Genomic DNA, 12,066 nt, shown 5'->3' on the forward strand with positions numbered 1-12,066 from the left:
AGCAGCGCGCGGCATCAGGTCGCGGAGCCCCGGAACGCCCGCCGGTAGGCGCCCGGGGTCGCGCCCACCCGAGCCCGGAAGCGACGGCGCAGATTCGCCGCCGAGGTGAGGCCGACCCGGACCGCGACGGCCTCCACCGGCAGGTCCGTTTCCTCCAGCAGCGTGCGTGCCTGCGCCACCCGGCGCGACAGCAGCCACGCGCCCGGGCTCGTGTCGAGCTGCTCGGCGAACCGTCGGGTCAGCGTCCGGGGCGAGACGTGCAGATACGCCGCGAGGTCACTCACCGACAACGCCGTTCCCAGACGCGCCTCGGCCCACTCCAGGAGCCCGTCCAGGCTGTCCGTGGCCGGCGCGGTCAGCACGGGCTGGGTCTGGTCGCCGCTGCGGTGCGGTGGCATCACCATGTACCGCGCGACGAGCGCCGCGTGCGCGACCCCGTGATCCTTCCCGACGAGGTGCAGGCACAGGTCGATGCCGGCGCCTGCGCCGGCGCTCGTGGCCACGTCCCCGTGATCGACGTAGAGCACCTCCGCGTCCACGCGCACCCGGGGGAACTCCTGCCGCAACTGTTCGGCGCGTGCCCAGTGCGTCGTGGCCGAGCGGCCGTCGAGCAGGCCGGTGCGGGCCAGCGCGAACACGCCGCCGCAGATCGTGACGAGTCGCGCCCCCCGGGCGTGGGCCCGCAGCAGCGCACGGCGCACCCGTGCCGACAGCGGCGCCTCCACCGGCGCCCAGCCCGGGATCACCACGGTGTCCGCGGCATCGAGAGCTGAAAGATCCCGCGCCACCGACAGCGCGTACCCGGCTGACGTGGAGACCTGCCCGGGCCTCTCCGTGCACACCTCGAACTCGTAGTGGCGGGGCGTACCAGGGGGCACCGTACCGAAGACCTCGGCGGCGCAGCCCAGCTCGAACGTCGACTGCACCGGCCGTACCAGGGCGACCACGCGATGCATGGCGAGAAAGTACCCCACGGTGTCCTCGTCGCCGCTGTCGTGCGGGGCTCCCCGGCGGCACCGTGGAGGGCATGCATCCAGAGATCCTGGCCCAGGAGGGCTACACCGCCGTACGCGTCGAGACGGCCCCCGTCCGCGAGCTCTTCCCCGGCGTCCGGGTGCGTCCGCTGTGGCGGGGACCGCAGGGCGCGCAGGCCGCCGTGCTCGAGATGGACCCCGGCTCGTCGTGGCCGCGCCGCGACGTCCACACGCCCGGCCCCGAAGAGGTGTACGTACTCGACGGCACGTTCCACGACGGCGCGCGCGACTACCCGGCGGGGACGTTCCTGCACGCCCCGGCCGGATCGTGGCACGTGCCCGCGACCGTCACCGGCTGCAGGCTGTTCCTCTTCTACCCGGCGGGCTAGGGCACCGGAACCACGCGACCTCCCCGCGCCCCGGTCAGCGACACGGCCGGACGGGTACCGTGGGGCCGGGGAGGTGCCGGGTGAGCGACAGGTGGGAGGCCGCGGCCGAGGCGCAGATCCGCACCGCCCAGGAACGCGGCGAGTTCGACAACCTGCCCGGTGCGGGCAAACCACTGCCGGGCCGGGGCACGCCCTACGACGAGTCGTGGTGGATCAAGAGCTTCCTGGAGCGTGAGAAGCTGCCCGGCGACCTGCTGCTGCCCACGCCGCTGCTGCTGCGCCGCCGGATCGAACGGCTGCCCGACGAGGTGCGGGGGCTGCCCACCGAGGCGGCCGTGCGGGCGTACGTCGCCGACCTCAACCGGGAGGTCGTCGCCTGGCTGCGCAACCCGACCGGCCCGCAGGTCGTCGTGCGTCCCGCCAACGCCGACGAGGTGGTCGCCGGGTGGCGCGCCGACCGGGAACGCGCCCACGCGCAGGCGGTGGCGGTGGCGGCGGCACGGCCGGCAGCTGCGCCGCCGCGCGCCCCCGGCCCTCGCCGCGGCCGGTGGCGGTGGCCGTGGCGGCGGCCCTGACGTCCCGCTACTAGCCGGGCGCACCCAGGTCGACGGCCTGCCGGACGAAGACGACGCCGTCGATCACGTCGAGCCGGGCCGGGTCCAGCGGAAAGTAGGCGAAGTCCCGGGAGACACGGGGGGAGGCTCCGGCGGCCACCTGGGCCAGGTGGCGGCCGCCGACCAGGGCAGCGTCCCACGGCAGGGTGGCCAGGACGCCCTCGGCGCAGTCCGCAGCCGGGGTGTCGCCACCGACGACGCCGAAGGCCGAGGCGAGGTAGGCGTACCGGTCGCCCAGCCGGGCCGCGGTGATCGCCCCCGCGCTCCACATCTGCACGTGCTGGTCGCCGAGCGACAGGCGGCTGCGGTGGCGTTGCAGGTGGAGGTTGTGGGCGAAGACCAGCGCCGGCCCGTGCGCGGCGACGGCACACAGGTTCGCGGCCATCATCGCGTCCCGCAGCGCCGACAACCGGGAGATCCGGGCCGCGCCGGGGTCGGCCATCGCGTGATGGTAGCGGAGCAGGCCGACGGCGGTACGTCCGTAGAGCTGCGCCCGCTCCCGGTCGCGCACGCCCAGCTGCGGCAGCTGCGTGTCGAGCAGCGCCACCAGCTCGTCGGCGATCACCCGCAGCCGCTGGGCGTCGGCGGACCGGCCGATCGACCGGGCCGGGTCCATGACCGTGGCCTCGTCCGACCACCGCTCGTCCGGGCCGAGCAGCGCGTCGAGGGTTTCCCGGGTGCAGGGCAGCGGGCCGTCGAGGAGGCCGTGCAGGGCGGTGAGCGCCTCGCGGGGGCTTGCCGCCCAGTACTCCAGCGGGCCGTCGATCCCGAAGAACCGCAGCTTCTCGTCGTGCTTCTCGTTGTGGGCGCGCATCCAACGCACGAGCTCACGATTGGCCGGCGACGCGCCGAAGCCGTGGCTGAAGCCGTGCGCCATGACGTCGTCGAGGTCACCGGCGCCGGTCGCGAGGTGGTCGTCGACCACGAGGCCCTTCAGGCAGTCGCTCTCGATGGCGAACGACCGGTAGCCCTCGTGTTCGACCAGGTGCCGGAAGATCTCGTTGCGCAGTTCGCCCAGCTCCCCCACGAAGTGCCGGGCTTCGCCCAGGCCGAGCAGCAGGGGACGGGCGGGCAGGGAACGCAGGAGGGCCGAGACGGCGGCCCCGTCGAGTTCGCGGGCCATGTTCCGGATAGTCATTCCCTCAACGGTATCGTTGAACGAGCGGTGTAAACTTGTCCCGATCGGGACAGCTCTGACTCGGGAAAAGCCTCCAACGACGGGTCGTGGCGGGGGACGGCGGCGGGCACCGGTCGAGCGACACCCGCGCCGTCGGTTATGGTCGGGGGCATGGGTTGCTCCGCCGCCATGAACATCCGCACCGCCGCCGGGCGGTATCGCCGGTCGCGCGTGACCGCAGCCTGATCTCCGGCCCCGCCCGGGGGCGACGCCAGGCGTACCGCCGGATCAGGTCCCGCCGGCAGCCACCCGCGTCCCGCTGTGCTGCCGGATCGCCCTGCGTGATTCGGGGAGCAGACCCATGCCGCAGCAGTTCCGCCCCAGGCGTCAGGACCGCGGGTCCGAGACGTCTCCCGCCGGCCGCGACAAGCTGGCCGCGGCCGCCACGGACACGAAGCCCGACCAGCAGGCGCGGCCCGGACCCGCCAGGCTGCTCCTGATGGTCGGTCTTCCCGGCGCCGGGAAGACCACCCGGGCCAGGGAACTCGCCGGGGCACACCGCGCGTTGCGGCTGACCCCGGACGAGTGGATGATCCCCCTGTTCGACGGAGCGCAGCCCGAGGGCAAACGCGACCTGCTGGAAGGGCAGCTCATCGGGTTGGCCCTGCAGGCGTTGCGCCTGGGCACGAGCGTCGTGCTCGACTTCGGGCTCTGGAGCCGCGACGAACGGTCGGCGCTGCGCTGGCTGGCGACGTCGGCCGGCGCGGTCTCCCACGTCGTCTACCTGCCGGTCGACAGGACCGTCCAACGCGCGCGGATCGTCCACCGCTGGGCGACCGCGCCGCACACGACGTTCCCGATAAGCGATGCGGACATCGACATGTGGTGCGGGCAGTTCCAGGCGCCGGACGCCGCCGAACTCGACGGCGGCCCCGTCCCCGGCCCACCGTCGGGGTGGCGGGGCTGGCCGGAGTGGGCCGCGTGCCGCTGGCCCTCGCTCGCACCCGGCGACGCCGCCGGGGCCCGGCTCGGGTGAAATGTCTGCTTCAGAGCCGGGCCGTTCAGGTGGGCGACGTCGGGGAGGGCGACAGGTGGGCGCGTTCGCCTTGAGCGCTGAAGAGCGTCAGCAGCTCCGCGGCCTGAGATGCGCTCCGTGCCGAGTCGTTCTGGGAACAGCACCACCGCGTCCGGCGCGGCGGCGGCACCGGGCACCCCAACCCGGTGTTGAAGGAGACAGCCGAGACGTTGCATCCCGGTCCGCCCTCGACCTGGGGTATGGCGCCGGCGGCGACACAGTCTGGCTTGCCCGGCATGGCTCGCAGGTCACCGCTGTCGACATCTCAAGCGCCGCCGTGGAACGGGTGCGCGCCCGCTCCCGACAACTCGGCATCGACGGCCGGGTGACCGGCACGACCTGGCCCGGAGCTTCCCCGACGGGCAGTTCGACCTGATCTCCGGAGGGTTGCGGGCTGTCAGAGCGCGGTGTAGTGGTGCTCGGCGCCTTCCCGCTTGGTGTAGAGGTCCCAGTAGTGTCGGGCTGGGTCTCGGGCCACCGGTGCCGATCCAGACCGAGAGGGGGAGGTGGGAGGCGTAGACGCCGGTGCCCTCGGTGACCTGGTGCAGCTTGAGGACCCAGGAGCGCAGGGCCGCGCCCGCGATGGCGATGTTGGCGAACTCCGGCGATCCCTGGGCGGGGTTGACCGAAGCGCCGCCGGTGGTGAACAGCAGGGCGCCGCGCGAAGGCGTCGACAAGCGAGGCGCGGTCCATGACACCGAAGCTGTGGGGTTCGTGCGGGGCGAACGCCGTCCAACCCGCCGCCACGGCATCCAGAGCCTCAACGCGCCCTCGCCTGCCTCTCCATTATCTCATGAGCACCTATCTCCGACTACAAGGGGTAGCGGCTTCGGGTTCATCCGGTGACGGCTACGGTGCCCGGCATGCTTACTGGTGAGGAGAAGTTCGTTCGTTCCGGGCGAGTCCGGTTGTGGACCGAGCGTTTCGGCCGCCCTGACGACCCCACCGTCTTGTTGGTCATGGGCACCTCCACGCAGGGCATCGGCTGGCCCGATCAGCTCGTGGAAGCTCTCCTGGACAGCGGCCGGCAGGTGATCCGGTTCGATCACCGTGACACCGGCCGTTCCGATTCCGTCGACTTCACGACGCATCCGTACGCGCTCGCCGACATGGCGGCCGACGCGACCGCCGTTCTGGACGGTCACGGAGTCACGGCCGCGCACGTCGTCGGGACGTCGCTGGGCGCGGCGATCGGGCAGTGGCTCGCCGTGCATCAGGCGGCCCGTGTCCGCACCCTGACGGCCATGGCTTCCTCTCCCATGGGGAACAACCCCGGCCCGGCATGGGCGCGGGCGATGGCAGGTCAACCGGCTGCGGCCGACGAGCTCCCGCCCCCGACGACACGGTTCCTCCACCACGTGCTGGACTCGGCGAAGGCGCCACGCACGACGGCCCAGCAGAGCATGGACGCCGACATACGGACCTGGCGAGTGCTCAACGGTGACGTCCTGCCCTTCGACGAGGCCGCCGCGCGACGGTTCGTCGAACACTGCTACGCCCGGGCCGACAACGTCGCTGCCGCCTCGAATCACGATCTCGCCGGCCGGCGCTGGGGCGACGACCGGCGGGCCTCCTTGTCCCGCATCACCGCTGCGACCTTGGTCCTGCACGGCAGCGACGACCCGCTGTTCCCTCAAGCCCACGGCGAAGCCGTCGCGGCGCAGATCCCGGCGGCGCGCCTGGAGATCGTGCCTGGAATGGGCCACCATCCCTTCTTCTCGCCGGGGCTGACCGAGCGGATCGCCCGCTCGATCATCCGCCACACGACCTGATTCCCAGCCGAACGGGGATGTCCGCCAAACCGCGCTGAAGCCCGGTCAGGGCAGGGCGGCCTGCCACGTCCACGCGGCGCGGCGGGGCCGTCCGTCGAGCTCGGCCCGTCCCGTCATCCACAGCAGCACCTCGGCGGGCGGGCCGGGCGGGGCGTCCGGGAACAGGCGGGCCAGCACGGCGGCGGCGGGCGCGGCGGGCGGCTGCCAGTCGACGCGGAGGCCCCGGGTGATGTCGTGGGTGTGCAGGAGGGTCTCGGCCACGCCCATGGCGGCGAACCCGGCCGGGTCGCAGGGGCCGAAGTGCCAGGCCCGCAGGTCCGGATCGGCCGCGTCGACGGCGGTGGCGAGCAGTCCGCCGCAGGCGGCGACGACGGCCAGCACCCGGGCGGGCGTCGCGGTGGGGGAGACCCGCAGGTCGAACGGCAGGTAGCCGTCGGCGGGCCGGCCGGTCAACTGCCCGGCGTATGCGAGCAGGTCGTGCGCCACGTGCGCCGCCGTGGTCCAGCAGTCCCACTCCAGGGTTCCGGCCGGCACCGCCCAGTCGCGTTCGGTGTGCGGCCGCAGGACGCGGCCCATCTCGTCGACGGCGGCGCGTACGCCCGCTCCATCCGTGGCCGTCATGCCCCGACCGTGCCAGCCGGCGGCCCGGCCGACAAGCCGGTTAATTATCGGATTACCGGTAACGGCAATACGATAATCGGATGCCGCAAAGCGGGCAAATCATCGGCGCACCATAATGACAGTTATGTGCGCGGCGGATGTACCGGCCGGCGGCGACTATGGCGTGACCCCGGCGATGAGCTACGGCCTGCTCCGCAGGGGCAGGGGGAACGTGGTGGCCGTCATGCTCTCGGAGAGGGTCCAGAGGCGGCGGGCAAGTTCGGGGTCGCGGGCTGCCTTCGACGGGGTGGTGACCTTGGGGCGGCCCCGGGACTGGGTCACGCCGCTCGGTGAGACGTAGCTGTTGCCGGGCAGGTCGGCGGTGGCGGCGTGCACGGTGGTTCGGGCGCCGCCCACGTCGGACTGGGACAGCGGGCGCAGCAGGGCGTTCGTCCAGCGGGCCGCCCGGCTGCCGCCGTGGCTGAGCAGGTTGGTGGCGGCCAGGCCGGGGTTGGCGGCGGTGGCGAGGACGGTCGAGCCGGACGCGGTGAGGCGGCGCTGGAGTTCGGCGGTGAAGAGCAGGTTGGCGAGCTTGGACTGGGCGTACGCCGAGAACGGCCGATAGGGGCGGTTCCTCCAGTGCGGATCGTCCAGGTCCAGGGTGCCGGCCTGGTGCCCGCCGGCGGACACGGTGACGACCCGGCCGGTGATCCGCGGGAGCAGGAGGTTGGTGAGGGCGAAGTGGCCCAGGTGGTTGATGCCGAAGTGCGGTTCGAAGCCGTCGACCGTCAGATCCGGCGGCGGCATCATCACCCCCGCGTTGTTGATCAGCACGTCGACAGGTTCGGTCCAGGCCGCAGCGAACGCGCGGACCGAGGACAGGTCGGCCAGGTCGAGGTGCCGCACCTCGGTTCGGCCGGGCATGTCGGCGGCGGCGGCGCGGCCCCGGTCCGGGTCGCGGACCGCGAGGACGACGCGGGCGCCCCGGCCGGCCAGGGTACGGGCGGTGGCGCGGCCGATGCCGCTGTTGGCTCCGGTGATCACGACGGTGCGCCCGGCGAGAGATGGTGTCATACGTCGAGGGTCGTCCGGTGCCGGCCGGGTAGCCAGGGCCCGCCGCTACGGTAGGAACGGCGTTACCAGGCAACCCGTCGGGAACGCGGCCATCATGGGAGCATGACGAACGATCTCGGCAGTCTCCTGCGGGCGTGGCGGGACCGGTGTTCCCCCGCCGACGTGGGCCTGGCCGGGCACGGGCGACGCCGGGCGCAGGGGCTGCGCCGTGAGGAGCTGGCCGGCCTGGCCGGGGTGAGCGTCGACTATCTGGTCCGCCTGGAGCAGGGCCGGTCACGGCGGCCCAGTCAGCCGATCGTGGCCGCGCTGGCCCGTGCGCTGCAACTCGACGAGGCAGAGAACGCCCTTCTGCATCAGGCCGCCGGGCTGCCGGCGCCGGCCGGCCGGGTGGTGCCGGTGCACATTCCGCCCGGGGTCCAGCGGCTGGTCACCCGGATGACCGACTACCCGGTGGCGGTCTACGCGGCGGACTGGAGCCTGATCACCTGGAACACCATGTGGAGCGCTCTCTACGGTGACCCGGCGGGCAGTCCGGCCGCCGACCGCAACGTGATCCGGGCGACCTTCTGCGCGCCCCCGAGCTGGGCGAACATCCACGGGCCGGACGAGGAGATCGAACGGGCGCTGGTCGCCGACCTGCGTCAGGCCGTCACCACCTATCCGGAGGACGAGGCGCTGCGTGCCCTCGTCGCCGAGGTTTCCGCGGCCAGCCCGCGTTTCCGGAGCCTGTGGCGCTCGGGCGCGGCTGGGCGGCATGTCAGTTCCCGCAAGACGGTGCACCACCGGCTGGTCGGTGATCTGGTGCTGGACTGTGACGTGCTGACCGTCACCGGCTCCGACCTGCGGATCACCGTCTACACTGCGGCGGCCGGCAGCGCCGCCGCCGAGCGCCTGGAGTTCCTGCGGGTCGGCGCGGTCCACGCGGTCACGCCGTGAACCCTGGTAGTCCGGTTCCTACCGTCGCGGGGGGCACTGGTTCGGCGCCCGGCGGGGACCGAGCCTGATGGGCATGGACACTTTGACCCTCAACAACGGCGTCCCGATGCCGGCCCTCGGCTTCAGCGTCTTCCAGAACCCGCCGGCCGAGACTCAGGCCGCGGTCGAGACCGCGCTGGCGGCCGGTTACCGGCACCTCGTCGCGGCCGCCGCCTACTTCAGCGAACCCCAGGTCGGTGCGGCGATCGCCGCCTCCGCGGTGCCCCGTGCCGAGCTGTTCCTGCAGACCAGCCTCTGGATCAGCGACTACGGTTACGACCGGACCCTGCACGGGTTCGACAAGAGCGCCCGCAAGCTCGGCGTCGACCACATCGACCTGGTCCTTCTCCACCAGCCGCTGCCGACTGCATTCGACCGTACGCGGGAGGCGTACCGCGCGCTGGAGACGCTGCTGGCCGACGGCCGGGTCCGGGCGATCGGCGTCAGCAACTTCACGCCGGACACCTTGGATGCGCTGCTCGACACGGCCACCGTCGTGCCCGCCGTGAACCAGATCGAGGTTCACCCGTACTTCCGGCAGCCGGACACCCAGAAAGCCGGCGCCGAACGCGGCATCGTCACCCAGGCGTGGTCGCCGATCGGCGGCGTGACGTTCTATCCCGGATGGGCGGGCAGCACCAACCACAGCAGCGTGCTGGCCGACCCGGTGATCGGGGCGATCGCGGCGGCCCACGACCGCACTCCGGCCCAGGTGATGCTCCGCTGGCACCTGCAGCAGGGCCGCTCGGCGATCCCCAAGTCCGCCGATCCCGCACGCATCCGGGAGAACCTCGACGTCTTCGGTTTCGTCCTCACGGCCGCCGAGCTGAACGCGATCGACGCTCTCGACACCGGCGTCCGGGGCGGCCCCGACCCTGCCCTGATCACTCTGGACACGTTCCAGGGCGAGATCCCCGAAGCCGGATAGCAGCCCGCCACCGGTGCGACGGCGCGGGCGCGGGGCGGGGGGGCAGCCCGGCCGGGCGGGCCTGCCTCAGCGCGACCCGGACAGGTCACCGTGCGAACCTCTCGATCGCCTCGGGGGTCACCGGGGTGAAGAGGTTGACCATGTTGCCGTCGGGGTCGCGGAAGAGCAGGGCACGGTTTCCCCACGGCATCGTCGTGGGTTCGGTCACGAAGTCCTCCACCGTGTCCTTCAGCTTCTCGTGGATCGCGTCCACGTCGTCCACGAGAAACTCGATGATCACGGTGCGGTTGGCGGCCGGGCGGGCCGAGCCCGGCGCGAACAGCGCGACCGTGCGGGTGCTGCCGATGGCCAGCGTGCCGTGGGCGGTGCGCAACTCGGCGAAGTCCTCGTTGCCCCAGGCCGCCCGCACGCCCGTGACGGTCTCGTAGAAGCCGACGAGTCGGTCGATGTCGTCGGTGATGACGCGGATCGAGACGAAGTCCATGCCTTCTCCCTGCTCGGTGCGGATCGGATCAGAAGCGAGCCCCACGCTAGAGCGAATACTGGACAGATATGGTCCAGTATTCGCTGCTAGGGTCCAGCCGTGGCACGACCGACGGCTCAGGTGCTCACGCTGCTGGAGCTCCTACAGTCCGGCGGCGTCCGGACGATGGCCGAGCTCGCCGACCGCCTGGGCGTCGAACCGCGCACGGTGCGGCGCTACGTGGGTCACCTGGTCGACCTTGGGGTCCCGGTCGAATCGGTGCGCGGCCGCTACGGCGGCTACCGGCTCGCCGCCGGGTATCGGCTGCCGCCGCTGATGCTCAGCGACGACGAAGCCCTGGCCGTCCTGCTCGGCCTGGTCGCCGGCCGCCGCGCCGGGTTGGCGACGGCGACGGGGACGGCGGGCGAGACGGCCGCCGCGAAGATCCGACGCGTCCTGCCGGCGCGGACCGCCGAGCGGCTGGACGCCGTGCTCGAATCCCTCGCCTTCACCGCCGCACCCGACGAGCTCCCTGCGCCACAGACGGGCGTGCTGCTCACCGTCGCCGACGCGGTCCGCCACCGGCGGCCGGTCTCGCTGCACTACACCTCGGGCGACGGCCGGCGCAGCACCCGCGTTCTGCACCCGTTCGGGCTGGTCAACCATTCCGGCCGGTGGTATGTCACCGGAGCCGATCCACAGGTGGGCGAGGACCGGACCTTCCGGCTCGACCGCATCGCCGACGCGCGAACACTGCCGGGCTCGTTCGCGCCGCCGCCCGCCGGGGACGATCCCGCACGTCGCCTGCTCGCCTCGATGGCACAGGCGCCGCGCCGGCATGCCGTGACGCTGCGGATACACGGAACAGTCGAGCAGATCCGCACCCGGCTCCCGGCCAGCGTCGCCGAGGTGCGCGAGGACGGGGACGAGGGCTGGCAGCGCGTGGAGATCCGGGCGGAGCGCCTCGACTGGCTGCCCGCCGTCCTCGCTGCGCTCGACCTGCCCTTCGTCGTCGAACGCCCGGACGAGCTCCGCGACCGTGTCGTCGCGCTCGCCGACCGACTGGCGGCCTCGGGACGCAGGCAGTCGTAGCACGCGACGGACCGTCGGCGCGGGAGCGCGACGTCGCGCTCCCGCTGATCGTCCGGCTCGGCGGCGTCCTCACCTCCGGCGCCGCGCGGCGGCGCTCACCCGGGCACCGCCGGAGACGGCAGCAGGTGCCGGGCGAAGAAACCCGCCGCGTCCTGCCCGGCCGACTGCGGGACACCGGTGTGTCCGCCCATGTTGGCGTGCAGCGTCTTCTCCGGGGAGCCGAAGGCGTCGAACAGGTCCAGGGCCGCCTGCCGGTCGTTTCCTTCGTCGTCCCACTGGAGCAGGACGTGCAACGGAATGGTGACCTGTCGGGCCTCCTCGAACATGACGCGGGGCACGAGGCTCCCGGCGAAGAGGCCGGCGGCCACGATGCGGGGCTCGACCACCGCGAGCCGGATGCCCACGGAGATCAGCCCGCCCGAGTATCCGACCGGGCCGCCGATCTCGGGCAGCGCCAGGAGGGCGTCCAGGGCGGACCGTAGTTCCGGGACCGCCCTGTCGACGAGCGGGAGGACGAGGGCGTCGACGATCTCGTCGCTGACCGGCCCGCCGGCCGCCATGGCCCGGCGCAGGTCGGCGCGGGCCTGCTCGGCGGCGGCCCACCGGGGCCGGTCGCCGCTGCCGGGCAGCTCGATGGCGGCCGCGGCGAAGCCGTCCGCCACGGCGTGTCGGGCCCGGGCCGCCAGGCGGGGGTACATCCTGTGCAGTCCGAGCGGGGGGTGGCCGAGCAGGATCAGCGGGACCGGCGCGGACGCGGCGGCCGGCGTCCACAGGACACCGGGAATCTCGCCGAGGGCGAACTCGCGTTCGACGACGCCGCCGTCGAGGTGCCGTTGGGTGGTGAATCGCATGGTCGTGCCTTTCGGGAGTGCTCGTGAGCGGCGCTCCCGGACGACCTATCGCCCGACCGTGACCCCGGAGGGGAGCACCCATGTCGAAACGTTCACGGGTACCACCTCCTCGGTCTCTCGCACGGCCTCCCGAAAGCTAGCA

The 12,066-nt window shown here is 72.9% G+C and carries 14 protein-coding genes; 8 read left to right on the top strand and 6 right to left on the bottom strand.

Going from position 1 to position 12,066, the window contains the following annotated elements:
* Nucleotides 1–14 precede the first annotated feature (14 nt).
* Entirely contained in the window at nucleotides 15–956 is a 942-nt protein-coding gene (locus O7628_RS28145; protein WP_278135183.1) for a helix-turn-helix domain-containing protein, read from the bottom strand.
* A 71-nt stretch (nucleotides 957–1,027) separates the two neighbouring features.
* Here O7628_RS28145 and O7628_RS28150 point away from each other — a divergent pair, with 71 nt between their 5' ends.
* Nucleotides 1,028–1,363 carry a cupin domain-containing protein gene (locus tag O7628_RS28150; protein ID WP_278135185.1) on the top strand — a complete coding sequence of 112 codons (336 nt, stop codon included), beginning with the start codon at nucleotides 1,028–1,030 and terminating at the stop codon, nucleotides 1,361–1,363.
* An 80-nt stretch (nucleotides 1,364–1,443) separates the two neighbouring features.
* The gene (locus tag O7628_RS28155) at nucleotides 1,444–1,938 is read left to right on the top strand and encodes a DUF1992 domain-containing protein (protein ID WP_278135187.1); all 495 of its coding nucleotides are present in this window, start codon (nucleotides 1,444–1,446) and stop codon (nucleotides 1,936–1,938) included.
* A 10-nt stretch (nucleotides 1,939–1,948) separates the two neighbouring features.
* On the opposite strand, the gene O7628_RS28160 is transcribed toward O7628_RS28155, so the two are convergent.
* Entirely contained in the window at nucleotides 1,949–3,115 is a 1,167-nt protein-coding gene (locus O7628_RS28160; protein WP_278135189.1) for an erythromycin esterase family protein, read from the bottom strand.
* 340 nt (nucleotides 3,116–3,455) lie between these two features.
* Between O7628_RS28160 and O7628_RS28165 the strand changes: the two genes are divergently transcribed.
* The 3 genes from O7628_RS28165 (at nucleotide 3,456) to O7628_RS28175 (ending at nucleotide 5,941) form a co-directional block, all read left to right on the top strand.
* Complete coding sequence (locus O7628_RS28165) at nucleotides 3,456–4,130, top strand: ATP-binding protein (RefSeq protein WP_278135191.1); 675 nt, start codon at nucleotides 3,456–3,458, stop codon at nucleotides 4,128–4,130.
* Between the two features lies 1 nt (nucleotide 4,131).
* Nucleotides 4,132–4,545, top strand: coding sequence for a methyltransferase domain-containing protein (locus tag O7628_RS28170; protein ID WP_278135193.1), 414 nt, complete (start codon nucleotides 4,132–4,134; stop codon nucleotides 4,543–4,545).
* A gap of 487 nt (nucleotides 4,546–5,032) precedes the next feature.
* Nucleotides 5,033–5,941 (top strand): alpha/beta hydrolase, encoded by a 909-nt coding sequence (locus tag O7628_RS28175; protein WP_278135195.1) that lies wholly within the window; start codon nucleotides 5,033–5,035, stop codon nucleotides 5,939–5,941.
* 45 nt (nucleotides 5,942–5,986) lie between these two features.
* Here the strand turns inward: O7628_RS28175 and O7628_RS28180 are convergent, their stop codons facing one another.
* Both O7628_RS28180 and O7628_RS28185 read right to left on the bottom strand, forming a co-directional pair.
* Nucleotides 5,987–6,562, bottom strand: a complete 576-nt coding sequence (locus tag O7628_RS28180) for a maleylpyruvate isomerase N-terminal domain-containing protein (RefSeq protein WP_278135196.1) — start codon at nucleotides 6,560–6,562, stop codon at nucleotides 5,987–5,989.
* 180 nt (nucleotides 6,563–6,742) lie between these two features.
* Nucleotides 6,743–7,615 carry an oxidoreductase gene (locus O7628_RS28185; RefSeq protein ID WP_278135198.1) on the bottom strand — a complete coding sequence of 291 codons (873 nt, stop codon included), beginning with the start codon at nucleotides 7,613–7,615 and terminating at the stop codon, nucleotides 6,743–6,745.
* Nucleotides 7,616–7,717: 102 nt separating this feature from the next.
* Between O7628_RS28185 and O7628_RS28190 the strand changes: the two genes are divergently transcribed.
* Complete coding sequence (locus O7628_RS28190; RefSeq protein ID WP_278135201.1) at nucleotides 7,718–8,551, top strand: helix-turn-helix domain-containing protein; 834 nt, start codon at nucleotides 7,718–7,720, stop codon at nucleotides 8,549–8,551.
* A 73-nt stretch (nucleotides 8,552–8,624) separates the two neighbouring features.
* Complete coding sequence (locus tag O7628_RS28195; RefSeq protein WP_278135203.1) at nucleotides 8,625–9,518, top strand: aldo/keto reductase; 894 nt, start codon at nucleotides 8,625–8,627, stop codon at nucleotides 9,516–9,518.
* An 85-nt stretch (nucleotides 9,519–9,603) separates the two neighbouring features.
* Here the strand turns inward: O7628_RS28195 and O7628_RS28200 are convergent, their stop codons facing one another.
* Nucleotides 9,604–10,002: a VOC family protein gene (locus tag O7628_RS28200; protein WP_278135205.1), complete on the bottom strand. Its 399-nt coding sequence runs from the start codon at nucleotides 10,000–10,002 to the stop codon at nucleotides 9,604–9,606.
* Nucleotides 10,003–10,101: 99 nt separating this feature from the next.
* Here O7628_RS28200 and O7628_RS28205 point away from each other — a divergent pair, with 99 nt between their 5' ends.
* Nucleotides 10,102–11,073, top strand: coding sequence for a YafY family protein (locus O7628_RS28205; RefSeq protein ID WP_278135207.1), 972 nt, complete (start codon nucleotides 10,102–10,104; stop codon nucleotides 11,071–11,073).
* A 95-nt stretch (nucleotides 11,074–11,168) separates the two neighbouring features.
* Here O7628_RS28205 and O7628_RS28210 read toward each other — a convergent pair whose 3' ends face one another.
* Nucleotides 11,169–11,924 (bottom strand): alpha/beta hydrolase, encoded by a 756-nt coding sequence (locus tag O7628_RS28210; RefSeq protein ID WP_278135209.1) that lies wholly within the window; start codon nucleotides 11,922–11,924, stop codon nucleotides 11,169–11,171.
* Nucleotides 11,925–12,066 lie beyond the last annotated feature (142 nt).

The sequence above is a fragment of the Micromonospora sp. WMMD956 genome, from assembly GCF_029626125.1.
In the GTDB taxonomy this organism is placed as follows: Bacteria; Actinomycetota; Actinomycetes; order Mycobacteriales; family Micromonosporaceae; genus Micromonospora; species Micromonospora carbonacea.

Bases quoted from the DNA above. Each gene is read 5' to 3' on its own strand.
- O7628_RS28145 (WP_278135183.1), bottom strand. From the start codon at position 956: ATGCATCGCGTGGTCGCCCTGGTACGGCCGGTGCAGTCGACGTTCGAG.
- O7628_RS28150 (WP_278135185.1), top strand. From the start codon at position 1,028: ATGCATCCAGAGATCCTGGCCCAGGAGGGCTACACCGCCGTACGCGTC.
- O7628_RS28160 (WP_278135189.1), bottom strand. From the start codon at position 3,115: ATGACTATCCGGAACATGGCCCGCGAACTCGACGGGGCCGCCGTCTCG.
- O7628_RS28165 (WP_278135191.1), top strand. From the start codon at position 3,456: ATGCCGCAGCAGTTCCGCCCCAGGCGTCAGGACCGCGGGTCCGAGACG.
- O7628_RS28170 (WP_278135193.1), top strand. From the start codon at position 4,132: ATGTCTGCTTCAGAGCCGGGCCGTTCAGGTGGGCGACGTCGGGGAGGG.
- O7628_RS28175 (WP_278135195.1), top strand. From the start codon at position 5,033: ATGCTTACTGGTGAGGAGAAGTTCGTTCGTTCCGGGCGAGTCCGGTTG.
- O7628_RS28180 (WP_278135196.1), bottom strand. From the start codon at position 6,562: ATGACGGCCACGGATGGAGCGGGCGTACGCGCCGCCGTCGACGAGATG.
- O7628_RS28185 (WP_278135198.1), bottom strand. From the start codon at position 7,615: ATGACACCATCTCTCGCCGGGCGCACCGTCGTGATCACCGGAGCCAAC.
- O7628_RS28190 (WP_278135201.1), top strand. From the start codon at position 7,718: ATGACGAACGATCTCGGCAGTCTCCTGCGGGCGTGGCGGGACCGGTGT.
- O7628_RS28195 (WP_278135203.1), top strand. From the start codon at position 8,625: ATGGACACTTTGACCCTCAACAACGGCGTCCCGATGCCGGCCCTCGGC.
- O7628_RS28200 (WP_278135205.1), bottom strand. From the start codon at position 10,002: ATGGACTTCGTCTCGATCCGCGTCATCACCGACGACATCGACCGACTC.
- O7628_RS28210 (WP_278135209.1), bottom strand. From the start codon at position 11,924: ATGCGATTCACCACCCAACGGCACCTCGACGGCGGCGTCGTCGAACGC.